Genomic DNA, 23,976 nt, shown 5'->3' with positions numbered 1-23,976 from the left:
CCCCGTAGACCCAGCTCGCCGTCACCGCCCCGCCCCACTACCCACCGAATAGCAGCACATGTACGCGCCAATCAGACGACTGGCCATCTCGGCACGCCCGGCCAGCAGCAGGCTCTGGTTGGTCACATGCACTGCCTGCACGGCGAGGTCCAGCATCACCACACCGGCTACCAGCGCCAGCAGCGACTGCCCGACGAACAGGCTCGGCAGCCATGACAGTGTCAGCAGCCCCAGCGCCAGCCCTGTGGTGCGCTGCCCCAGGCCGCGATCGGCCAGGCGCCCGGCACGCGATGCGGCAAGGGCTCCGGCGACACCGGCCAGGCCGAACAGGCCGATCTGGGTGTGGGTCAACTGCAGCGCACTCAACGGCAGCACCATGCTGCTCCACAGCACGCTGAACGCGGCGAAGATCAGCAATGCGAACACACCCCGCTGGCGCAGCAGGCGATCATCGCGCAGCAGCACCGCCATGGAGCGCAACAGCGCCCGGTACTGTTGGCGCTGCCCCACAGGTCGTGCAGCGGGCATACGCCAGCCGAGCAGCACGACCATCAGCAGCCCCAACCCGGCAGCAGCGAAATAAACCCCTCGCCAGCCAGCCAGATCAGCCACGACTCCCGCCAACAGCCGCGCCAGCAAAATCCCCAGCACGATGCCGCTGGTAACCGTCCCCACCGCCTGCCCCTGCTGCGCCGGTGTCGCCAGAGTGGCCGCCTGGGCGACCATCAGCTGCGTCACCACGGCCATCAGCCCGACCATACCCATGGCCGCCAAGAGCGCCGCCCAATGCTGGGCCAGGCCGACCGCGACCAGCGCCAGTGCCGACAGCAGCAACTGCGCGAGGATCAAGCGCTTGCGGTCGAGCAGGTCCCCTAGCGGCACGATCAGCAGCAATCCCAATGCATAGCCTGCCTGGGTTGCGCCGACAACCCAGCCGACCTGACGACTCGGCACGCCCAGGCTCTGGGCCATGGACTCCAGCAGGGGCTGGGCGCAGTACACCGTGGCCACCGCCAGTGCGCAGGCTGCGGCCAGCAACAGGGTCAGGCCGCGAGTGAGTTGAAACGAAGATGCATCGTGGGCGGATGACATGCAGACTCCTGGCAATCTGGTCTCAAAACAAAACCACAAGCTGGATTTCTAGCAAACCTGGTTTTAATATGCAACCAAACTGGCTCATCCGGAATGATCGATGCTCGACGAAAACAACAGCCGATGCCCCGTGGCCCGGGCACTCGAAGTGCTCGGCGACCGCTGGGCACTGATGATCCTGCGCGACGCGTTCGATGGGCTGCGCCGTTTCAGCGAGTTCCAGAAGAACCTGGGGCTGGCGAAGAACATCCTCGCCACGCGCCTGAAGCTGCTGGTGGAAACAGGGCTCATGGAGCTGCAGCCGGCCTCGGATGGCAGTGCGTACAAGGAATATGTGCTGACAGAAAAAGGCCGCTCGGTGTTTCCGATCGTGGTGGGCCTGCGTCAGTGGGGGGAGCGGTTTCAGTTCGAGGCGGGCGAGGCGCGTTCGGTGCTGCTGGACAATGCCAAGGGCGAACCTGTGGCGAAGCTGGAAGTACGGGCGCGGGATGGGCGGGTGCTTGGGCCGGAGGATTGTCGGCGGGCTTGATGGTGTTCTGGCCTGTCAGGGCTTGTTCGCGGTACTCCACTGTCCTGGAGATCAGTGGAGTACCTGGAAGGCCAGCGTGTTTGTCAGTCTTTGCCCAACAAACGCGCCAGCCCCTCGGCGATCGGCGTCGCCTGGGGAAAATCAAAACGCGCCAACAGCCGGTGGTTGTCCGCCCGCGAGTGGCGGATATCTCCCGCGCGCGCCGGGCCATGGCTGATCGTCGGCAAGCTGCCAACCACCTGCTGCAATGCCGCCAGCAAGTGATTCAGCGAAGTCGCCTGGTTCAAGCCGATGTTCACAGCGCCCTCTTCCACCTGCGACTGCTCCAGCGCCTGCACCATCACCTGCACCAGGTCACCGACATAGAGGAAGTCACGGGTCTGCTCGCCATCGCCGAACACAGTGATCGGCAAGCCCTTGGTCGCACGCTCGCAGAAGATACTGATCACCCCCGAGTACGGCGAAGAGGGATCCTGGCGCGGCCCGAAGATATTGAAGAAGCGGAACACCACAGGCTCCAGCCCATGTTGGCGGCGGTAGAAGTCCAGGTACTGCTCGCCAGCCAGCTTGTCCACGGCGTAAGGCGTCAGTGGCGCCTTGGGCGTGTCCTCGGTGATCGACTGGCCTTCGCCATTGTTGCCGTAGACCGCCGCGCTCGAGGCGAACAACACCCGGCGCACACCATTGATGCGCATCGCCTCGCAGACATTGAGAGTGCCGATGAAGTTGCTCTGGTGGGTCTTGACCGGGTCGTCCACCGACGCCTGCACCGACGCGACTGCAGCGAGGTGGACCACCGCCGCGCAACCGGCGGCTGCACGGGTAACCAGTGCAGTGTCGGCAACATCACCTTCGATCAGTTGCAGGCGCGGATGGTCGATCTGCAGGTTGCTGCGCTTGCCGGTGGACAGGTCATCGAGAATGCGCACCGCATAGCCTTTGTCCAGCAGCGCATCGCACAGGTGGGAGCCGATGAAACCAGCTCCGCCGGTAATGAGGATGGGGGCATCAGCCATGACGATAGAAACGGTCCAGTAGGGGCGGCAAGCCGGCGCGCCAGGCGCGGGGCTTGATGCCGAAGGTATGAAGGATCTTCTTGCAGGCCAGCACCGCATGCTGCGGCTCCTCGCTGGCATCCGGGCGCGCGGCGTGGGCCTGTGCGGTGGGGGCCTGCACGGCCAGCTTGTGCCACTGCGCTGCCTCGGAAAGGATAGCTTGTCCCAGCGCCAGCGGTGTGGTCGCCTCGTTGCCAGCGTAATGGTAGGTGCCCCACAGCGGCGCATCGCAGTCCAGCTGCTTGATCACCGAGAGGATCACCCGGGCGGCATCGTCGACCGGCGTCGGGTTGCCGCGGCGGTCATCGGCCAGCAGCAGCTCCTGCGGTTGCTCGGCGCGCGTCAGGAAGCGCCCGAGTGCGCCGTCGAGGCTTTCGTCCAGCACCCAACCGAAACGCAGCAGCACATGCTGCGGGCAGGCCGCACGCACGCTCTGCTCGATGCGCCACAGCGCCTGGCCACGCAGGCCCAGCGGCACCGGCTCGTCCTTCTCGCTGTAGGAGGTGGCGCGCGAGCCGTCGAACACGCGATAGCTGGAAGGCTGGACCAGCGTGATCTCGTGGTGCTGGCACAATTCGGCCAGACGCTCCACGGCACGCTCCTGAAGGGCCAGGCGCTGTTCGCTGACCGACTCGGCCTGGAACCAGTCGAAGTAATAGGCCAGGTTGACCAGGGCATCGGGGCGGTGATCGTCGAGCAACTGGGTGAGGCTGGCCGGATCCCAGCCCTCGTCCGGCGGGCGCGGTGCCAGAAACGCGATGTCTTCCTCGGCCCCGAGACGAATCAGCGCTTGCCCGAGGGCATTGCCACCACCCAACAGCATCAGGCGCATACGCATAGAGTCAGCAGGTCCGCTCAGATCGATTAGGGAAAGGGGTCATTTTGCGGTTTCCGCCAGGGGAAGTCCAACCCTAGGGGCTTCCTCGTCTGCACGTAGGAAGTTTCCAACAGGCATCGAAGCTTTCTCTGTCGCTCACATAAAACCGGTCTTGCACCACGCCGGACGAAAACCTTGAACTAATAGCAGAGACCAGGCATGGCAGCCCCGTATGCGCACCCGATAACCAGGAGCACCACCATGACGCGCCGGCTTCGATCTTCACATCGTTTCACGGCCGTGAAATTTTCCAACCCCTCTTTTGCACCTTCGGAAACTACCCGATACTGCGCGGCAGTTGGCCACTACCGTCTGGAGTCTCCCCAGTCAGGTCAACTCACTCCAGCTGTCGGCCGGCACGGAACGCCAACACAACAATAACAAGGAAGGTTTCCCATGCAGGATTCCGAAGTCGCGTACCTGGAATTTACCCAGGATCAAGCCGATGCGCTGTTCGTCGCCAGCCAATCCCTCGCCCGACTCGGCGGCCCGGAAGTCTTCGGGGCAGCCGGCAAGGCACGGCAATGCGCCGAAGCGCTGACAAGATCGCTCGATGCCCAGCAACAAGCGACACTGCGGCGCTTCGCCGACGGCACGCTGTCTGCACTGATGTACCGCGGCATGAGCTGCCCGGAGCACGATCCCATCCCCGAAGACCTGCCTGAGCTGCAGGGCCTGGAGCACGATCCCCGCTGCATCTACCTGGCCTCACGCAACCAGATCCTGCTGGAGCTGGTGCGCTACCGGGCGTTCGCCTTCGATATCGACAACGAAGGCAAGCAGGTGCGTCTGGTCGGCAACTTCAAGGGTGGCGGCAGCCAGCCGCGTCCGCAGGAAACCCGCGACACCCGCGTGGAACTCAGTTCCCACGCCGGCCTGCGCCTGGGCCCACACACCGAAGCTCCGTACAACTGCTCGGTGATCGCTCGCGATGACCATTCGCCGGCACCCTCTGCGCTGATCCTCACCGCGCGCTGGAACCCGGCGAACGAGCCGACCCACGTCATTCCCATGCGCGAGGTCATAGAAGGCTTGGGCAGCCTGCACGCGCTGGCGCTGACCTCAGCGTCGTTCGACTTCACCCGCAGCGACTGCTTCGTCGCGGGCAGCGGTGAACCGGAGCAGGCCACCGCGATGCTGCAGTTCGACGCCAACGGCGGCTTTGCCCTGCGTTACAACTCGTATCGGTTCTCGCTCAACGACCAGGCCAGCGACCTCGCCGCCCAGGCCTTCGACGCCTTCCAGCAGCGGGTCGCCGAAACGCGGCCACGGCCCTTCGTGCTGCAACCGGACACCGCCCTGGTGATCAACAACAACCGCGCCCTGCATGGTCGCGACATCGTCCAGGACAACCGTCGCCTGCTGGTGCGGCTGTTCGGCTACTCCCCCTTCGCCCAACCTCGGGTGATCACTCCGGATCCGCTGCTGGTGCGCGGCTGAATAAAAGGAACGTGCGGTAATGATGGAAATCGATGTCTCCCTGCTGCTGACCCTCGCGTCGGTGGCGCTGATGGCCGGCTTCTTCGACGCCATCGCGGGTGGCGGCGGGCTGATCACCCTGCCGGTACTGTTCGTCGCCGGCATCGACCCGTTGGCGGCCATCGCCACCAACAAATTCCAGGCGGCGTCGGCGACGGTGTCGGCCACCGTCGCCTTCGCCCGCAAGGGCATGATCGACTGGCAACGCGGCCTGCCCATGGCCGCCATGGCCTTCGCCGGCGGCGCCCTCGGCGCGCTGTCGGTGAGCCTGGTGCCCAAGACGTTCCTGCAAGCCTGCGTGCCGGTGCTGCTGATCCTGGTTGCGGCCTACTTCTCTTTCAGCCCCAAGCCCGACGAGCACGAGCGCAAGGCGAAGATCTCCAACGCCGTGTTCTGCCTGACCGCCGCCCCGCTGATCGGCTTCTATGACGGCGTGTTCGGCCCTGGGGTGGGTTCGTTCTTCATGCTCGCCTGCGTAATCCTGCTGGGTCAGCACCTGCTGCGCGCCGTGTGCAACAGCAAGCTGCTCAACGCCGCGTGCAACCTGGGCGCCCTCTCGGTATTCTCGCTGAGCGGGGCAATCATCTGGCCCCTGGCCCTGGCGATGGCCTGTGCCGCGTTCATCGGTGCGCAACTGGGCGCACGCTGCGCGGTGCATTTCGGACCCAGGCTGATCAAGCCGTTGCTGGTCTGCGTGTGCTGCATCATGGCCCTCAAGCTGCTGCTTGGCGCAGGCAACCCGCTCGGTGAATGGCTGCAACACCAGTTCCTCTAGGGAGCGCCATGGACTTCGCGAACACCTCCGAGCAACGCGGCAGCTGGCAATACGACGAACCTGCGCCGGGCACCGAATGCTTCATCGACGAAGCATTCGACGGTTATCAACAGCAGGCACGCCTGCTTTTGCCCGACAGCGAGCGCGCTCCGCCACTGTTCGTGGTCGGCGGCGCACGCTCCGACTTCACCCGCCTCAATCCGCTGCTCTATCGCCTGCAACGCCAGGGCATCGGCTCGCTGACCGGCAACCTGTCCGGCCACAGCCAGGCGAGCGAACCCGGCGCCAGCGCACCGACCCTGGCGATCAACCTGCAGGAGGCCCGGCGCTTCCACCGGCATATCGCCGAACGCTGCCGTACCCTGGTCGGCCACAGCCTGGGTGGCGCCATTGCCCTCAAGCTTGCGGCGCAACTGCCAGACATCGACAAGCTGGTGCTGATCTGCCCGGCGGTCTACCCCGATGACGCCCACGACGCGCCATTCGGGCCGGCCTTCAGCGCGGCGATCCGCAAGCCCTACGCCTTTCTCGACTGCGACAGCTACGCCTTCCTGCGCCAGTTCCAGGGGCGGGTACTGCTGGTGATCGGCGAGTACGACGGCCTCAACTCCCAGACCCACGGCCAAGGCCCCGGCACCAGCGCCGGTACCCGAATGCTGCGCGGTGTGCAGCGCTACAGCCCGATACCGGAGGAAGTCACCCATGCGCTGCTGCGCTCGGTGCCGGCGCCCCATGTGGAATGCCTGTTGCTGACCGACTGCGACCACGGCATCGCCGCACACCTGCGCGATGCACCGGAGATTGCCGATCAGGTAGCGGATGCGGTGGCGGCGTTCATTCTCGAACGAGAGTGACTGGTTCGGCACCCCACTTGTCCCGCGAACACGGGCGTAGCGCGTGCCAGGGAGCGTGGTGTCTTTTTCGCGGGCAAGCCCGCTCCCACAGCCCCCATAGCGTCTGAATACGCTGGTGTTACCTGTGGGAGCGGCGGTTCGCCGCTGCGACTTGCCCGCGAAAAAGACGCCGCGCTGGTAGAGCCGAAACCCCTATTCGATCTCGAACAACCCGTTGCTGATCGCGCCGGCGCCGAGCCGGTCGCGAATATCATCGTCGATACGCGGGTCGTCCGGGCGATAGAGCTTCACCTGGCGATAGGCATTGATACGGTTGATCTCTTCACCAAGAAACTCCCACACCACGCGGGTGCAGGCAGGGTTGCGCCGGTCGCCGCTGGAGACCCCGGTCTTGAGCCCGTTGAGGCGGGTGATACGGCTCTTGAAGCTGGGAATGAGCACGGTCTGGCTCATCTCGTTGAGGGTCAGCGACTCGTAGTCGATCAGGAACACCCGATCCTGCAACTGGAACGCTGCGCCCAGGTAGCGGCAACGCACCTCCGCATGCTGGCTGCCGGCACTGCTGCGCTCCTGGCGTTCCTGGCGCTCGAACAGGAAGCTGCCGCGCTCCTCCCACAGGTGCACCAGCGACACCAGGATCGAGCCTGGTACCGACATGCAGTTGGAATATTCGAAGTAGTAGCCGCAATAGCGCGACAGGTTGCCGGCCTGGGCATGCAAGGGCTTGAACAGCTCGCTGATCGGGTCGTCCTGCGGGCCTGACGACACCGAAGGGTTGCGCGCACCGATCAGCCGGGCGAACTGTTCCGGCGGCAGGTTCAGCTCGTAATCCTCGACCCCGAAGAAATCGCCGATGCGCTTGAGGTTGTAGGTCGTCGGCTGGCTCTGCCCGCTCAGGTACTTGTTGAATTGCGCGCGATTTATCGACAGCTGTCGGCAAACCTCTGAAATAGAGCGGTAGTGACTGCAGGCGAGTTTGAGATTGGCGGCTAGAAAATCGGCCATGAACGGCGTTCCAGGTGATGCGAGTGGTGCAAGTCTAGCATCAAGTCGCACCAAAACAGAGCAACCCGCGAAATTGTAACCACAGGTGTCATGACCAACCATGCGCGCCAACGATAGCGCGCGTCTCTGTCGCCGCTGGTCACTCCACACGAAGAATAAGAATCGAGGTCATTTTCCAATGCTCGAAGCACTTAACGATTTCCTTTCAGGAAAACTGCTCATCGTCCTGATCGTCGGGCTCGGTAGCTACTTCACCATTCGTTCACGGTTCGTCCAGTTCCGCCACTTCGGCCACATGTTCGGCGTGTTCAAGGAGTCCCTGCGCGGCCAGGCTGGCCAACTGAGCTCGTTCCAGGCCCTGATGCTGAGCCTCGCCGGCCGCGTCGGTGCAGGTAACATTGCCGGTGTCGGCATCGCCGTGACCCTGGGCGGCCCAGGCGCAGTGTTCTGGATGTGGGTCACCGCACTGGTGGGCATGTCCAGCAGCTTCTTCGAATGTACCCTGGCCCAGGTCTACAAGCGCGCCGACGGCGACGGCCTGTACCGCGGCGGCCCGGCCTATTACATTCAGCACGGCCTGAAGCTCAAGAGCATGGCGATCGTGTTCTCGATCCTGCTGCTGGTCACCTACGGCTTCGCCTTCATCGGCCTGCAGTCGTACACCGTGACCCATTCGCTGCAGAACGCCTTTGCCTTCGACCCACGCCACACCGGTATCGTCCTGGCAGTGCTGCTGGCCATCACCTTCATCGGCGGCATCAAGCGCATCGCCGCGGTGTCGGACCTCCTGGTGCCGATCAAGACCCTGGCCTACATCGGGGTGACCCTGTACGTGATCGGCACCCAGATCGAACACGTGCCTGCCATGCTGGAAACCATCTTCAAGAGCGCCTTCGGCCTCGACCCGGCCTTTGCCGGCCTGCTGGGCAGCGCCATCGTCATGGGCGTGAAACGCGGCGTGTTCGCCAACGAAGCGGGCCTGGGCAGTGCCCCGAACGTCGCGGCCGTGGCGGCGGTGAAGCACCCGGGCGCCCAGGGCGTGGTGCAGGCCTTCAGCGTGTTCCTCGACACCTTCGTGATCTGCACCTGCACCGCGCTGCTGATCCTGCTGTCGGGCTTCTACACCCCAGGCTTCGAAGGCGACGGTATCGTCCTGACCCAGAACTCGCTGGCCGCCGTGGTCGGTGACTGGGGCCGCATCTTCGTCAGCGTCGCGCTGTCGCTGTTCGTCTTCACCTGCATCCTCTACAACTACTACCTGGGCGAGAACAGCTTGCAGTTCCTGAGCCGCAACCGTGTCGTGCTGATGGCCTTCCGCGGCCTGGTGCTGGCGCTGGTGGTGTGGGGTTCGATGCAAGACCTGTCGACCGTGTTCGCCTTCGCCGACATCACCATGACCTGCCTGGCCTTCGTCAACCTGGTCGCCCTGGCCCTGCTGTTCAAGGTCGGCCTGCGCGTGATGCGCGACTACGACGCACAGCGCAAGGCCGGCATCAAGCAGCCGGTGTTCGACTCCAGCAAATTTGCCGACCTGGACCTGGACCGTGCCGCCTGGCCAGCCAATCCTCAGGCTGAAACAGCCACTGACAAAGCTGCTGGCGAACTTCAGCACCAGCGCTGATACCCTGCCCTGCCCGGCCGCCCCGCTCGTGGGCGGCCGGCTTTCCTTCGCTCCTCGCTTCGGAATCCTTCCATGGGTGCAGTCAAGAATCTCCTCGTTCTCTACACAGGTGGCACCATCGGCATGCTGCAGACCCCCGCGGGCCTGGCGCCGGCGGGTGGCTTCGATGCACGTATGCGTGACCACCTGGCACAGCGCAATGACGCGCCGACACTGCAATGGACCTTGCGCGAGCTCAACCCGCTGATCGACAGCGCCAACATGCAGCAGGCCAATTGGCTGGCGATGCGTGATGCCATCGTCGAGGCGGTCGAGCATGACGGCCATGACGGCGTGCTGGTACTGCATGGCACAGACACGCTGGCCTACAGCGCGGCAACGTTGTCGTTCCTGCTGCTCGGCCTGCAGGTGCCGGTCCTGCTTACCGGCTCCATGCTGCCGGCCGGTGCGCCAGACAGCGACGCCTGGGACAACCTGGTCGGCGCGTTGCGTCAGTTCGAGCAGGGCCTGGGCAACGGCGTGCAGTTTTACTTCCACGGCCGGTTGCTGCACGGCTGCCGCGCCTCGAAACTGCGCAGCGAAGCCTTCGATGCGTTCACCGTGATGGAACGCCACCGCGAAGGCGAGCGCGCTGAGCAGATCCCTGCCAGCCTGGATTACCGCCAGGTGCGCCAAGCGGTGAAGCTGGCGGTGCTGCCGGTGTTCCCGGGGCTGCGTGCAGATTACCTGCGCGGGCTGTTCGACGCTGGGGTCCAGGGCTTGCTGTTGGAGTGCTATGGCAGCGGTACCGGCCCGTCCGATGACCAGGCACTGCTCGACGCGCTGCACGATGCGCGTCAACGCGGGGTGATGATCGTCGCGATCAGCCAGTGCCCCGAAGGCGCGGTGGTGTTCGACACCTATGCCGCCGGCAGCAAGCTGCGTGATACCGGGCTGGTCAGTGGCGGCGGGATGACTCGCGAAGCGGCGCTGGGCAAGATGTTCGCGCTGCTGGGGGCTGGGTTGGATGTGGAGGCCGCAGAGCGGTGGTTTGCATTGGACCTGTGTGGGGAGCGGGCTTAGGTTTCAGCCTGTCATGGCCTCTTCGCGGGCAAGCCCGCTCCCACAGGGATTTCCACAGTTCTTGAGAATTGTGCTGTACCTGTGGGAGCGGGCTTGCCCGCGAATGGGCCTGGCGAAAATGGCGGAAGGCAGCGGGAGTCGAACCTGCCCGGGAACGGCTGCCGTCCCCAACCGGGTTTGAAGCCCGGCCGCGCCACCGGGCGCGATTGCCTTCCTTGAACTCAGGGCCTGGCCTGCTGCCGGGCCAGCGCGCTATCGGCGCGGATGTGACGTTGCTCGGCAACCCTGCGGGTCAGGCCGAGCCGGTCGAAGTACTCGAGAATCTGCACGCTGCGCTTGCGACCGATGCCCAACATATCGCGAAACGCCGCCACCTGCACTACCGGCGTGTCCTGTGCCTGCCGCAACAACATCTCGGCCATGCGCTGGATCGTCTCCTGCGGGTAGAACAGGTCGCGCACCACCTGGTGCAGCACTCCCAGCCGCGCCAGCTTGCGCATCAGCAGGCGCACGTGGGTTTCCTCCACCTGCTCGGCTGCAGCCAAGGTCCTGACCCAGGGCGGATCGAACGCGCCGTCCAGCAAACGCGGTTGCAGACGCTCCCAGAGCGCAGTATCGGCGTCACTCAACTGCACCTTGTGATCCGGCAGGTGCAACCACGGGCCGCTGCTGGCGACTGCGCCCTCACCGAGCAACTCGTCCAGCAGGCTGACAAAGGCGGCACGCTCCAGCGGCAAGGCGCAGAAGCGGCGCAGGCGGTCGCGGTCGGGGCCAAGCTGGTCGGGCTCCTGCTCGTGGAACCGCGCCAGTTGCTCGAGCACTTCACGCCTGAGCGCCTGCCATTGCTGACGATCGAACAGCAACGGCCCCTGGCGGGTGGCAATGACCTGGACGTCATCGGGCAACCGCCAACTGTCACGCAGACGGTTGAACTGTCGCTCCAGACGCTGCGGGTCGAGCCCGGCGGGAGCCGCCGCCAGCAGGGCCGGCAGCGCCTGCTCCAGATCGCAGGCATCGCGCAGCACCTGCAGTTGGCGCAAGCGCGACTCGCTGCGGCGCTGCCTGCTGGGGGCGAAAGGATCAAGCACCCGACCACCGCCGAGGGTGCGCTGGGCACGCTGGTCGCGCAGCACCAGGCGGTCGCCATGCACCGCCTGCAGCGGCGCGTTGAGCAGTAACTGGGCGAACATGCGTTGGCCTGCCGTCAGAGCCTCGCCCTCCAGCAGCGCCACCCGCGCGGTCACGTCCTGGGTACCGAGGTGCACATGCACCGCGCTGAAATGCTCGAAGGTGCGCGTTTCGCCCGGCAACAATGACAACTCGATATCGATACGCGAACTGGGCGCATGCAGCCACTCGGGCACCAGCCAATCGCCACGGTGCACGTGCTCCACGGCCAGGCGCTCGGCACTGATGTTCAGCGCCACGCGCTGTCCGGCCTCGGCCACCAGCGCGGCCTGGTTCTGCGCATGCAGGCCACGCACCCGCACAGCTTTGCCAGCCTTGCCCAGCAACAGGGTGTCGCCCGCGCTCACCTGCCCGGCCAGCGCGGTGCCAGTCACCACCACACCGGCACCGGAAACGGCGAAAGCACGGTCAATTGCCAGCCGAAAGCCTCCTTGGCTCCCGCGCCGCAGCACCTGCGTGCGCGCCTCGACCAACGCCTGGCGCAGCACTTCGACGCCTTCACCGGTCACGCTGGACAAGACGAACTGCCGAGCCCCGGCATAAGGCCCGGGGGCCAGCAGCGCTTCGACTTCGTGCTGGACTTCCAGCAGTCGCGATGCCTCGACCCGGTCGCACTTGCTGATCGCCACCAGCGCCTGGGGAATGCCCAGCAGCTCGATGATCGCCAGGTGTTCACGGGTCTGCGGCATAACGCCGTCATCAGCGGCCACTACCAGCAACACCAGGTCGATACCATGGGCGCCGGCGAGCATGTTGTGGATAAAACGCTCGTGACCGGGGACGTCGATGAAACCGGTCAACGGCTCGCCTTCGGCCAGCGCCGCATAGCGATAGCCGAGGTCGATGGTCATGCCCCGGGCGCGTTCTTCCTGGCGCTGGTCGCCGGCCTGGCCGGTCAGGGCCTGGAGCAGCGCAGTCTTGCCGTGATCGATATGCCCGGCGGTGCCGACGATCACTGCACCGGCCCCAGCTGTAATGCCGGCAACTGGGCCAGCCACTGGATTTCGTCATCCAGCTGACGCAGGTCGAGCCACAGGGCATCGTCATCGATGCGGCCGAGCACCGGCACCGGCAACTCGCGCAGTGCGCGCTCCAGCACCCTCAGGCTGCGACCACGCAGCTTCTTCGAGACCTGTGGGCGCAGGCACAACGCTGCGCTGGGCAGCCGCGCCACCGGCTGGCTGCCGCTGCCGATCATGCCCAATGCGGGCTCGACCGTGACCGTCCACTGCTCGCCCAGTCGCTCGGCCAGTTCCGGCGCCAAGCGCTGCGCCTGGGTTGCGATCTCGTCCTGGGGCCGGGTCAGCAGGCGCAGGCTGGGCAAGCGTTCGGCCAGGCGGTCGGGGTCACGGTACAGCGCCAGCACCGCCTCGAGCGCCGCCAGGGTGATCTTGTCCACACGCAGCGCGCGCTTGAGCGGGTTCTTCTTGATCCTGGCGATCAGCTCCTTGCGCCCGACGATGATGCCCGCCTGCGGACCACCCAGCAGTTTGTCGCCGCTGAAGGTGACGATATCGGCGCCGTCCGCCAACGCCTGACGCACCGTCGGCTCGGCGGGCAGGCCCCAACGGGTGAGGTCGAGCAGGCTGCCGCTGCCCAGGTCTTCGAGCAGCGGCAGATCATGTTGATGGGCGATGCGCGCAAGCTCGGCGGTCGGCACCTGGGTGGTAAAGCCCTGGATGCTGTAGTTGCTGCAATGCACGCGCATGAGCAGGCCGGTGCGCGGATTGATCGCCGCCTCGTAGTCGCGGGCATGGGTGCGGTTGGTGGTGCCGATCTCGTGCAGGCGCACACCGGCACGGGCCATGATGTCGGGGATGCGGAAGGCGCCGCCGATCTCGATCAGCTCGCCACGGGAGATGATCCCTTCCTTGCGCGCACCCAGGCTGTTGAGCGCCAGCAGCACGGCAGCGGCGTTGTTGTTGACCACGGTGACTGCCTCGGCGCCGGTCAGCTCGCGGATCAGTCCCTCGATCAGGTCATCGCGGTCACCGCGCTTGCCGGTGGCCAGGTCGAACTCGAGGTTGAGCGGATAACGAGCGGCGGTCTGCATCGCCTGTACGGCCTCTTCCGGCAACAGGGCACGACCGAGGTTGGTGTGCAGCACCGTGCCGGTGAGGTTGAAGACCCTTCGCACCTGGCTGCGCTGCTGGATCGCCAGGCGCTCGCCGGCGCGGCCAAGCAGGATTTCAGCAGCCAGTTCGACGGCGCTCAACTGGCCAAGGCGAGCGGGCTCGCGCAGGTCGTCGAGCAGTTGACGCAGGCTGGCCAGGGTGGCGTCGCGGCCATGGCGATCGAGCAAGGGCTGGCAGGCGGGGTGGCGTAGCAGGGTGTCGATGGAGGGCAGGCGTGGCGCTTGATTGGCGAGGCTTGACGACATGCGGTACTACCTTGGTTGATCCGGTGTCTGTAATGGCCCTTTCGCGGGCAAGCCCGCTCCTACAGGTTACCCGTCGTCCGCAAAGGTGGCGGGGTCATTGCAGGAGCGGCGGTTCGCCGCTGCGACTTGCCCCGCGATAGGGGCGGCTCGGTGTGCAGTGTAGACCCTCACCCTCCTCCAGGCGCCAACATCAGGTTCGGCGCCAGCCGATGAAAGCCCTCCTCGTCCAACCGGATATCCAGCGCCAGGCTGGCCAGGTCATCGGCCAACGCCTCGCCCATCGCGTCATTTTCCAGGTAGCAGTGCTTGAGGTAGGTGTTGCAACCAGGGCAGCACTCCGCCCGCAGCGGCGCCTTGCCTGGGGCGTGACGATCATCCTCCAGGCTGGAGTAGCGCAAATCCTTGCTCGACTCGCAGTACACACACTTGACCCGCACCACATGCCACTCACAGGCGCACAGCGAACAGGCCAGATACCGCAGCCCGTTGTGCTTGCCGCGGTTGCGCACCAGGCCCGTCATCGCTGGCGAGCCGCAGCACGGACACTGCGCGAGGTTGCTGCCGGGCTTGAGCTCATCGCTGGGCAAGGCCCGCCGCCAACTGGCCCAGGCCGCCTGCAACGCAGCGCCGATGAAAGGCACCAGCGCCGCGGGCACGGCATCGTACTGACCGCTCAGCAAAGCGATACCCCAACCTTTGCGCTGGCTCTCTTCGCTGCTGCGCAGAACCTTCAGGGCATCCGCCAGGGCACCCTGCTCCGGTACCTCGAAGCGATCCAGCAGCGCCTGCAGCCAGATCAACCACGGCCCTTCGCGCACCAGGCTGTCGGCCGCCAGCGGCGGCAGGCCGTGGCTGATGCACAGGCGCTGACGCTGCTCGGCGACCGGCACGCCGGAGGGTGGATTGTCGAGCAACTGCTGCTGCACCCGGCACAGGCGCGCAACCAGCCTCAGGTAGTCGCCAAGGGCATGGCCCTCGGCAAGCTGCTCCAGTCGCGCCGCGCGCAGTTCGAACAGGTTGTCGGCGGGCTGGTGGAGAAACGGCGGCATTACCGCCGACGCTTCGATCTGCCCGGGTTCGAGAATCGTGCTCAAGCGCTCATCCTTCTTTCCGTCCGGGGTTGTGTGGCGTCTTGTCGCCGGTCACGTCCCGGTACCACAGCTCATGATGTTTGCGTGCCCAGGCACGGCTGACCCAGCCGTGCAGCATGGCGCCGACCGAGCCCTTGATCCAGATCCCGGCATAGATGTGCACGATGATGCTCAGCACCAGCACGAACGCCGCCAGGGCGTGCAGCAAGGTGGCCAGGCGAATCGCGCCGATGTCGAAGTACTGGCTGAACCAGGCGCGCCAGATCACCACACCACTGACCAGCAGGATCAGCATGCACACGAGCAAGGTCCAGAACAGCAGCTTCTGCCCGGCGTTGTACTTGCCGATCGGCGGCACGCCTTCTTCCTCGTTGCGCATCACCCGATCCACACGGCGCAGCCACAGGCGGTCGTTGGCGGTGATGAAGTTGGCCCGCCAGAAGCGGATCACCAGCCCCAGGAAGAACACGAACATCGCCACCCCGAGGAAGGGATGCAGGATGCGTGTCCAGGGGCCGCCACCGAACAGGTTGCTGAGCCAGAACAGCGCCGGATGGAACAGCGCCAGCCCCGACAGCCCGGCCATGAAGAACAGGATCGCGACGATCCAGTGGTTGGTCCGCTCGTTGGCGTTGTAGCGCAGGATAGGCTTGTTGTCGTTCATGGCCGCTGCTCCCCTTGCCCGCCGGGCTTGCCCGGGTCATAGACGTGCACTGCCGGATCCACCTGGTGCACGCTGGTATCGGTCGGAGCGGGATGCTCGTCCTCCTCGACCCGCTGCGGCCCGACCCGCACATAGTGGAAGAACCCGGCCAGGACCGCCGCGCCCATGGCCAGCAGCGCCAGCGGTTTGCTGATGCCTTTCCACAACCCTACCAGCGGGCTGATCACCGGTTGGTCCGGCAGGCCTGCATACAGCCTGGGTGTATCGGCGTGGTGCAGCACGTACATCACGTGGGTGCCACCGACACCGTCCGGGTCGTACAGGCCGGCGTTCTCGTAGCCGCGCGACTTGAGGTCGACGATGCGCTCGTCGGCATGCACCTTCATCTCGTCCTTGCTGCCGAAGACGATCGCCCCGGTCGGGCAGGTCTTCACGCAGGCCGGCTCCAGGCCCACGGCCACGCGGTCGGAACACAGGCTGCACTTGTAGGCCTTGTGGTCTTTCTGCGAGATTCGCGGGATGTTGAACGGGCAGCCGGTGATGCAATAACCGCAACCGATGCAGTGGTCCTGGTTGAAGTCGACGATGCCGTTGGCGTGCTTGATGATCGCGCCGGGGCTCGGGCAGGCCTTGAGGCAGCCAGGGTCGGCACAGTGCATGCAGCCGTCCTTGCGGATCAGCCACTCCAGGTTCCCGTCGTCGCGCTCGTGCTCGGTAAAGCGCATCAGGGTCCAGGTGTCGGCGGTGAGGTCCTGCGGGTTGTCGTAGGTGCCGTGGTTGTGGCCGACCTCGTCGCGCAGCTCGTTCCACTCCGAGCACGCCACCTGGCAGGCCTTGCAGCCGATGCACTTGGTGGTGTCGATCAGCTTGGCGACCTGCTCCTGCTGGCGTACCGAAGGCGGTACGGTCGTGGTGGCCGAGCGGGCGATGATATCTTGCTGGGCCATCAGATTTTCTCCACGTTGACGAGGAACGACTTGGACTCCGGCGTCTGGGTATTGCCATCACCGAGGAACGGCACCAGCGTGTTGGTCAGGTAGCCATGCCGGGTCGAACCGGTGAAGCCCCAGTGCAGCGGGATGCCGATCTGGTGCACGGTCTGGTTATTGACCTGCAGCGGACGGATCCGCTTGGTCACCACCGCTACCGCCTCGATGTGCCCGCGCTTGCTCGACACCCGCACCCGATCTCCCGCCTTGATGCCCTTCTCGCCGGCCAGCACTTCACCGATCTCGACGAACTGCTCGGGCTGGATGATCGCGTTCAGGCGGCAGTGCTTGCTCCAGAAGTGGAAGTGCTCGGTCAGCCGGTAGGTGGTCGCTGCGTAGGGGAACTCCTCGTGCTTGCCGAGGGTGTCCCACACCGAATCGAAGATCCGACCTGCCGGGTTACTGGTGGCCTTCTTGTTGTTCGGGTGCAGCGGGTTGATCCCGATCGGCGTCTCGAACGGCTCGTAGTGCTCGGGGAACGGCCCCTCGGCCATCTTGTCGATGGCGAAGAAGCGCGCCACACCTTCGGGGTTCATGATGAACGGATTCATCCCCGCTTCAGGCGGCGAGTCGACCTTGAAGTCGGGCACGTCAGTGCCGCCCCAGGCCTTGCCGTTCCACCACACCAGGCGTTTCTTGTGCGGGTCCCACGGGTTGCCCTGCGGGTCGCTGGAGGCGCGGTTGTAGAGGATGCGGCGGTTGGCCGGCCAGGCCCAGGCCCAGTTCTGTACCTGGTGCATGCCGTAAGGGTCGCTGTTGTCGCGCCGGGCCATCTGGTTGCCTTGCTCGGTCCAGCAGCCGGCGAAGATCCAGCAGCCGGATGCTGTGCTGCCGTCATCTTTCAACTGACCGAAGCCCGACAACTGCTGACCGCCCTTGATGGCCAGACCACTGGCGTCGGTCATGTCGCTCACCGCCCAGCCGTTCATCTCCTTGGCGAGCTCTTCGGGGGAAGGCTCCTCGGGGATCTTGTACGGCCAGCTGATGTTGAGCATCGGGTCGGGGTAAGCGCCGCCTTCGGACTTGTAGCGCTCACGCAGACGCAGGAACAGCTCGCTCATGATCTGCACGTCGGTGCGCGTCTCGCCGGGGCCGTCCGCGCCCTTCCAGTGCCACTGCAGCCAGCGGCTGCTGTTGACCAGCGAGCCGTCCTCCTCGGCAAAGCAGGTGGTGGGCAGGCGAATCACCTCGGTCTGGATATTGGCCGTATCGACATCGTTGTACGGCCCGGCGTTGCGCCAGAACTCGGATGTCTCGGTGGCCAGCGGGTCCATGACCACCAGCCACTTGAGCTTGCCCAACGCCGCGGTGACGCGGTTCTTGTCCGGCAGCGCGGCGATCGGGTTGAAACCCTGGCACATGTAGCCGTTGACCTTGCCCTGGCTCATCATCTCGAACATGCGCAGCACGTCGTAGGCCGCCACGTCGAGCTTGGGCAGCCAGTCGTAGCCCCAGTTGTTCTCGGCGGTGGCGTTGGCGCCATACCAGGCCTTCATCAGGCTGACATGGAACTTGCCATAGTTCTGCCAATACGAGAGCTGGCCCGGACGCAACGGCTTGGAGGCGCGCTTGTCGATGAACGCGGCGTAGTCCTGCTCGGCATCGCCGGCCAGCGTCAGGTACCCCGGCAGCGAGTTCGACAGCAGCCCCAGGTCGGTCAGGCCCTGGATGTTGGAATGCCCGCGCAGGGCGTTGACCCCACCGCCGGGCATGCCGACGTTGCCCAGCAGCAGCTGGACCATCGCCGCACTGCGGATGATCTGCGCGCCGATCGAATGCTGGGTCCAGCCCAAGGCGTAGAGGATCGTCATGGTCTTGCCCGGCACGGCGCAGGTGGCGATCTCTTTCCAGACCTTCATCATCTGGTCCTGCGGCATGCCGCAGGTCATGCTGGCGATTTCCGGCGTGTAGCGGCTGTAGTGCTGCTTCATCAACTGGAACACGCAGCGCGGGTGCTGCAGCGTCGGGTCGACCTTGGCGAAGCCGTCCTCGCCCAGCTCGTAGCCCCAGCCGGACTTGTCGGCATAGATCCGCTTGGCCGCGTCATAGCCACTGAACAGGCCGTCTTCGAAGCCATAGTTCTCTTTGACGATGAACGACACGTCGGTGTAGTTGCGCACGTATTCGTGCTGGATCTGGTCGGTCGTCAACAGATAGTTGATAAGCCCGCCCATGAAGGCGATGTCGCTGCCGGTGCGAATCGGCGCGTAGTAGTCGGCCACCGAAGCGGTCCGGGTGAAACGCGGATCGACCACGATCAGGCGCGCCTTGTTGTGCGCCTTGGCCTCGGTCACCCATTTGAACCCGCAGGGGTGGGCCTCGGCTGCGTTGCCGCCCATGACCAGCACCAGGTTTGCGTTGGCGATGTCAGACCAGTGATTGGTCATCGCGCCACGGCCGTACGTCGGGGCAAGACTTGCCACCGTCGGGCCGTGTCAGACACGCGCCTGGTTGTCGAACCCCAGCATGCCGAGTGAACGGATGACTTTATGAGTCAGGTAGCCTGCTTCGCTGGACGCTGCCGACGCCGCGAGGAAGCCCGTGCTCAGCCAGCGGTTGACCGTCTGGCCCTGGGCGTTCTTCTCGATGAAGTTGGCATCGCGGTCCTGCTTCATCAGCGTGGCGACGCGGTCGAGCGCCTCGTCCCAGCTGACCCGCACCCATTCCTGGCTGCCCGGCTTGCGCATCTCGGGGTATTGCAGGCGGCTGGGGCTGTGGATGAAGTCGAGCAGCCCGGCACCTTTCGGGCACAGGGTGCCGCGGTTGACCGGATGATCGGCGTCGCCTTCGATGTGGATGATGTTCTGTTTGACGTTCTTGCCCGCATCGCCCTGGCTGTACAGGATCAGGCCGCAGCCGACCGAGCAGTAGGGGCAGGTGTTGCGGGTTTCTTTGGTGTGCGCCAGCTTGAAGTGGCGCACCTGCTCGGCGAACGCGGCTGTCGGGGCCATGCCCAACGCCGCGAGGCTCGAGCCTCCAAGGCCGACGGCGGCGACCTTGAAGAATTGCCGACGGTTCAGGTCCATCGTGCACTCCTGATCAGGTTTGGACGCACGGGACATTGCCGGCGCCTCTGGACTTCACGGTGGCGGTAGACAGATACCGCCAGCGTTAAGCCTAGACAAGATTCCGAGAAGTGCTATGACAAAGGTCAATGGATGCCGCCAAGGCACCTCGGCTTCCTGTAGAAGCGGGCTCGTCCCGCGATGGCGGCGGTGTGGCCAACATCGCATCGCGGGGCAAGCCCGCTCTACGAAAAAGCCCCGGACGGTCCGGGGCTTTTTCAGTTCATCCGCCTGACCTCACCCGCGCATGACGCGCCAGGCCGGCACATCATCGTTGGGCTTGTAGGTCAGATCGCTCTTGTCGGTCTTCTCCACCCCGATCGCCTTGAGCCAGGTGTCCAGGTCACCCGTGCTGATCTTGCCGTCACGACGATCGTTCTTGGCCAGGTTGTCGAGCTGATCGAAGAAGCCCTGGTTGTCGAGCAGGAAGCGCGCGGCCTTCTTCTCGGCGTCGCTGCCGTCGCCATCGGCGATCTTTTCCAGATCCTTTCTGCTGACGATGTCATCCTTGCCGTTCCAGTCGTCCCAACGGTCGCGGATGGTATCGATGATGTCCTTGTGCTCTTCGAAGAAACCGCGGCCGTAGCCATCCTCGTGGGCACCGACGATCTTGAGCCAGGTGTTGAGATCGTCGGTGCTCACCTTGCCATCCTGGCCACCCTTGCCCCACTGGGTATCGAGCTGATCGAAGAAGCCCTCGTGCTCGAGCAGGAATCGCGCCGCCGCTTTTTCCTGCTCGCTGCCGCCGCCCTCGGCGATCTTGTTCAGATCCTTCCGGCTGACGATGTCGTCCTTGCCGTTCCAGGCATCCCAATATTCGCGGATGTCGTGGATCACTTCACGGTTGTCCTGGTAGAACGCCTTGTCGTAGGTGTTCAGGTGCTTGTCGTCGTCCAGGCGGTTGACCGACGAGCCGCCCTCCTGCGGCGTCTCCCTGAAGTGATCCCACTCGTCCTTCTGATAATCGAAGATGCTCTGCCCGTCCGGCGCATCGCGACCGTCGTATTCGTAGAAGCTGTAGCGGGCATATTCGAGCTTGTCGCCCCAGTCATCCTGGGTCAGGCCGATATCGGCGAGGTCCTTGAACCACTGACCTTCCTTGTCCGTGGCCTTCTGGCGCTTCTCGTGGTCGACGAAGATACCGATGATACCGGTGATCAGCCCAAGCCCGGCAGTCACCAGGAACAGCGGTCCGGTCACACCCGCCAGGGCGCCGATGTTGGCGACCAGACCAACCGTGCCGATCACCCCGGCACCGAAACCTGCCGCCCCACTGACCACCTGCAGCGCACCGTTGGCCTTGCCCAGGGCGCTGCCGCTCTTGATGGCGTCCTTGATCGCCAGGCCGCCGACAACGATGTCGGCAATGCTCAGCAGGTCCGGAGCCACGCCGAGCACCTTGGTCAGCGAGCCACCGATCTTCGCCGCAACGCCCGGCTTGACGGGTGGCTTGTCGGTGGTCGTGAGTGCGTCCTGGACGGTGCGGGTATCGATCACGCTCGGGGTCGACGGGGTGTTGCGGATGGACTCGTTGATCGGCTCGAGCGCGTCATCGATGACATCGGCCGGTGGCGGGGTGCGGTTATCCAACTCGTACATCTCGTTGATGGATTCGCGATCCAGCTCGAAAGTGTCCGGGTGCGGGAGCTCCCCGCTACCCACCGAGGCACCACTGCCTCGGTAGTTCTCGGGATCATTCCAGATCTGGTCGAAGGACCGGCGGCTCGGCGGCGTAAGATTGCGCGACTCGAAATACTCCACGACCCCTTCGTAGATCGAGGTGACGGTGTCGGAGGAGCTGATCGAGGGTGTGCGATGAGCCGAGTCCTGGACGCGCTCGGTGAACTCGAACACCGAATCGTCATCCGGCAGATCGCCCAAGCCATTGGCCGCACGGCGCTCGCTGATGCTGTCTCTGATGATCTCGTCGGTCAGTTCCAACCCCTGGTCCTGCGCCAGCTGCGACAGGGTCTGGTAGCGCGAGTAATCCGTAGGCGGCGTTCCGCCTGCGCGGGTGACGATGTCATCGAGCAATTCGCGGCTGCCGTTGTCCTCCAGCGAGCCGAGCCCCGAAGCTTCCCCGGACAGCCTGACCTCATCCAGCACGTCACCGCCGCCGCTGTTGTGCAGCGAGCCCAGCTCGATAAGGCTGCCGACCCGATCCGCCGCAGGATCCGGCACTCCGGAAATACCTTTGTCGTGCAGGGATTTCTCGATTTTCTTGCCGAGCGAGCTTTCTTTGCCCCAGATTTCCGGCAGGGTCTTGCTCAGCCCCAGCAACTTGGCGGTGTCGGTACCGGTCAACAGGTCGAAGACCTTGGTCTTTTCGAACTGCGCGCCAGCCCCGAGGAAGCCGATGAAGTCGCGGGCGATGGCCAGACGCTCCAGCGGCTCGTCTGCCAACTGGCCGTTCTTCGCCGACAGCGCATAGATAGCACCGCCCAACGAGCCGAACGCCGAAACGCTGCCCAGTACGCCGTACTTGTTGAGCGTCCCTATCGCCTTGGTGAAGTCGTTGCTGCTGACATCCAGCGGCTTGTACTTGCCAGTGAGCTCTTCGTTGAACTTGTCCTGGGTGATCTCACCACTGTTCAGGCGCTCGGTGAGCTTGTTGAAGTCGTCGAGCTTGGTCTTGTCGTTGAGCAGCTCGTTGTAGAACTTCTCGATGCTGTCTGCGACCCGACGTGGAATGTCGGCCGACTTGAGGATCGTCTTGACCAGCGCGCCGAAGTCTTTGTAGGCCAACTCCTTGTATTCATCGGGAATCGCTCCCGGATCACCGAGCAGGGTGTCGATCTCGGCGACGATGCTGTTTTGCTGCAGCTGGGCCTCGGCCTTGCGCGCGCGCTCAGGGTCGAGCATCTCGAGGCTTGAGGTGAGGCCGGCGACTTCGGCCTTGGCCTCGGACTCCATGCCGTTCTTCTTCAGATCGGCCAGGTATTTGACGTAGTCGGGGCTGGTCAGGGTGTCGTAGAGCTGGTCGGCCAGCTTGTCCTTGTCTTCGCCACTGACCTTCTTGATCGCTTCATCGAGTTCGGCCTGGTACTCCTTGCCGATCTTGTCCTTTTCGCCGTTGCCGTTGGTGAACAGCTCATTGAGCAACTTGTCCACGGAATTGCCATCGAGGATGTCCTGCATGTCCTCCTTGCTCAGGGTTTCCCCGTCACCGAACTGCCGCCAGGTTTCGCCGCCGCGCGGATCCTCGATGTAAGGCGTGATGCTGTGCCCGCCCTCCATGGTCGCCTTGGCCTCGATGGCCTTGACCAGTTTGTAGACGTCGCTGTCCTTGTCCACCTTGCCGTCGTCGACCAGCTTCTTGTACTTGTCGAGCAGGTTCTTGGTGGCCAGCTCGACCACCGACATCGACTCCTTGTCGTCCTTGTCGGCCTTTTCACCGGTCTTCTTGTTGAGCAGGTCCAGACTGTCGAGGTCGGGCAGGTCGTATTTGTCGCGCAGATCCTGGATCGAGCCCTCGCTCTTGTTGTAGTCGCTGCGCTTGGAGGCCACGCGATCGTACATTTCCTTGTTCTCGAACTCGGAGACGACGTATTTCTTGCCGTCCTTGGTCTCGAACTGGATCACGCCATTGCCGAACTCGTCCGGCCAGCCGAAGGTGGAAATATCGTGGTCGGCGACGTAGGTATCGGCGCCAGCGACTTCGCGGCCATCGTCGGCGCGCTTTTCCAGGGTGTAGCGCGACAGGGCCATGGGTTGCAACGAAGCGAAGAGCTCGGGTGTCAGGGCTTTCGACACCGTCACGGTTTCGCCGTCCTTGGTGGTGTAGGTGATGACCTCGGCTTTTTCCAGATCGCCCTTCCACTCGAACTGATCGTAGTCGCCCCACTTCTTCAATTCGGTATTGCGGTCGGCGATGGCATGATCGTCCTTCATCGCAGCGACCACCTGGGCCTTTTGCCCAGGCGATTTGTTCAGCTCGAAGAGATTGGCCAGGAACTTGTAGAGCTCGGGGTTTACCGAGCGCTCGACCACCACACCCTTGCCATCCAGCTCGTAGCGAATCTTGCCATCCAGTGCCGGCTCGACCTCGGTCTTGTCCACCGGCGGCCACTTCTCGTTGTCGGTGGCGGTACGGTCGTCGTTCGCTTTTGCATTCACCTTGGCGTTGAGCACGACCCCATCGAATCGCTTGCCGTCGGTTTCGGATCTTTCGCTGGAGCTCGGGTTCAGTGGTTTCACGTTCACGGTGCGGTCCTCGCGTGGCGGTAGCGTTTGGCCAAGCCCTTTCGCAG

At 64.5% G+C, this 23,976-nt stretch carries 16 protein-coding genes, 1 tRNA gene and 1 pseudogene; 6 read left to right on the top strand and 12 right to left on the bottom strand.

Features of this window, described 5'->3' with window-relative positions:
• A pseudogene (locus IAE40_RS22865) lies at positions 1–1,092 on the bottom strand (MFS transporter); the annotation flags it as partial.
• A gap of 100 nt (positions 1,093–1,192) precedes the next feature.
• On the opposite strand from IAE40_RS22865, the gene IAE40_RS22860 reads away from it, so the two are divergent.
• On the top strand, positions 1,193–1,621 hold the full coding sequence (locus tag IAE40_RS22860; protein ID WP_200603916.1) for a winged helix-turn-helix transcriptional regulator: 429 nt from the start codon (positions 1,193–1,195) through the stop codon (positions 1,619–1,621).
• 83 nt (positions 1,622–1,704) lie between these two features.
• Here the strand turns inward: IAE40_RS22860 and IAE40_RS22855 are convergent, their stop codons facing one another.
• Positions 1,705–2,637 carry an NAD-dependent epimerase/dehydratase family protein gene (locus tag IAE40_RS22855; protein ID WP_200603915.1) on the bottom strand — a complete coding sequence of 311 codons (933 nt, stop codon included), beginning with the start codon at positions 2,635–2,637 and terminating at the stop codon, positions 1,705–1,707.
• Positions 2,630–3,514 carry a sugar nucleotide-binding protein gene (locus IAE40_RS22850; RefSeq protein ID WP_063542503.1) on the bottom strand — a complete coding sequence of 295 codons (885 nt, stop codon included), beginning with the start codon at positions 3,512–3,514 and terminating at the stop codon, positions 2,630–2,632. The genes IAE40_RS22855 and IAE40_RS22850 overlap by 8 nt, the downstream gene beginning before the upstream one ends.
• Before the next feature lie 435 nt (positions 3,515–3,949).
• Here IAE40_RS22850 and IAE40_RS22845 point away from each other — a divergent pair, with 435 nt between their 5' ends.
• Genes IAE40_RS22845 through IAE40_RS22835 form a run of 3 tightly spaced genes read left to right on the top strand, consistent with a single transcriptional unit; the run spans position 3,950 to position 6,661 of the window.
• Entirely contained in the window at positions 3,950–4,993 is a 1,044-nt protein-coding gene (locus IAE40_RS22845; protein WP_200603914.1) for a hypothetical protein, read from the top strand.
• Positions 4,994–5,012: 19 nt separating this feature from the next.
• Positions 5,013–5,807, top strand: coding sequence for a TSUP family transporter (locus IAE40_RS22840; RefSeq protein WP_200603913.1), 795 nt, complete (start codon positions 5,013–5,015; stop codon positions 5,805–5,807).
• 8 nt (positions 5,808–5,815) lie between these two features.
• Positions 5,816–6,661 carry an alpha/beta hydrolase gene (locus IAE40_RS22835; protein WP_200603912.1) on the top strand — a complete coding sequence of 282 codons (846 nt, stop codon included), beginning with the start codon at positions 5,816–5,818 and terminating at the stop codon, positions 6,659–6,661.
• Between the two features lie 192 nt (positions 6,662–6,853).
• Here the strand turns inward: IAE40_RS22835 and IAE40_RS22830 are convergent, their stop codons facing one another.
• Entirely contained in the window at positions 6,854–7,666 is an 813-nt protein-coding gene (locus tag IAE40_RS22830) for a helix-turn-helix domain-containing protein (protein WP_054893579.1), read from the bottom strand.
• A 178-nt stretch (positions 7,667–7,844) separates the two neighbouring features.
• Here IAE40_RS22830 and IAE40_RS22825 point away from each other — a divergent pair, with 178 nt between their 5' ends.
• Both IAE40_RS22825 and IAE40_RS22820 read left to right on the top strand, forming a co-directional pair.
• Positions 7,845–9,287, top strand: a complete 1,443-nt coding sequence (locus IAE40_RS22825; protein ID WP_054893578.1) for an alanine/glycine:cation symporter family protein — start codon at positions 7,845–7,847, stop codon at positions 9,285–9,287.
• Positions 9,288–9,359: 72 nt separating this feature from the next.
• A complete protein-coding gene (locus IAE40_RS22820) occupies positions 9,360–10,349 on the top strand; it encodes an asparaginase (RefSeq protein ID WP_200603911.1) in 990 nt (329 codons plus the stop codon).
• 119 nt (positions 10,350–10,468) lie between these two features.
• On the opposite strand, the gene IAE40_RS22815 is transcribed toward IAE40_RS22820, so the two are convergent.
• The 8 genes from IAE40_RS22815 to IAE40_RS22780 all read right to left on the bottom strand — a co-directional run bounded on the left by IAE40_RS22815 (position 10,469) and on the right by IAE40_RS22780 (position 23,929).
• Positions 10,469–10,564 (bottom strand) — tRNA-Sec (locus IAE40_RS22815).
• A gap of 6 nt (positions 10,565–10,570) precedes the next feature.
• Positions 10,571–12,493: a selenocysteine-specific translation elongation factor gene (gene selB / locus IAE40_RS22810; RefSeq protein WP_200603918.1), complete on the bottom strand. Its 1,923-nt coding sequence runs from the start codon at positions 12,491–12,493 to the stop codon at positions 10,571–10,573.
• Positions 12,490–13,917: an L-seryl-tRNA(Sec) selenium transferase gene (selA, locus tag IAE40_RS22805; RefSeq protein WP_200603910.1), complete on the bottom strand. Its 1,428-nt coding sequence runs from the start codon at positions 13,915–13,917 to the stop codon at positions 12,490–12,492. The genes selB and selA overlap by 4 nt, the downstream gene beginning before the upstream one ends.
• 167 nt (positions 13,918–14,084) lie before the next feature.
• Positions 14,085–15,011: a formate dehydrogenase accessory protein FdhE gene (fdhE, locus tag IAE40_RS22800; RefSeq protein ID WP_200603909.1), complete on the bottom strand. Its 927-nt coding sequence runs from the start codon at positions 15,009–15,011 to the stop codon at positions 14,085–14,087.
• Positions 15,012–15,015: 4 nt separating this feature from the next.
• On the bottom strand, positions 15,016–15,672 hold the full coding sequence (locus tag IAE40_RS22795; protein WP_054893574.1) for a formate dehydrogenase subunit gamma: 657 nt from the start codon (positions 15,670–15,672) through the stop codon (positions 15,016–15,018).
• A complete protein-coding gene (gene fdxH / locus IAE40_RS22790) occupies positions 15,669–16,619 on the bottom strand; it encodes a formate dehydrogenase subunit beta (RefSeq protein WP_054893573.1) in 951 nt (316 codons plus the stop codon). Before fdxH ends, IAE40_RS22795 begins: the two co-directional genes overlap by 4 nt.
• Positions 16,619–19,687 carry a formate dehydrogenase-N subunit alpha gene (gene fdnG / locus IAE40_RS22785; RefSeq protein WP_200603908.1) on the bottom strand — a complete coding sequence of 1,023 codons (3,069 nt, stop codon included), beginning with the start codon at positions 19,685–19,687 and terminating at the stop codon, positions 16,619–16,621. Before fdnG ends, fdxH begins: the two co-directional genes overlap by 1 nt.
• A gap of 276 nt (positions 19,688–19,963) precedes the next feature.
• Complete coding sequence (locus tag IAE40_RS22780; protein ID WP_200603907.1) at positions 19,964–23,929, bottom strand: hypothetical protein; 3,966 nt, start codon at positions 23,927–23,929, stop codon at positions 19,964–19,966.
• Between the last annotated feature and the right edge of the window lie 47 nt (positions 23,930–23,976).

It is taken from the genome of Pseudomonas sp. S44, assembly GCF_016624805.1.
GTDB lineage: Bacteria > Pseudomonadota > Gammaproteobacteria > Pseudomonadales > Pseudomonadaceae > Aquipseudomonas > Aquipseudomonas machongensis.
Note: the sequence above shows the minus strand (reverse complement) of the source record. Positions and strands in the feature narration are given on the sequence as shown.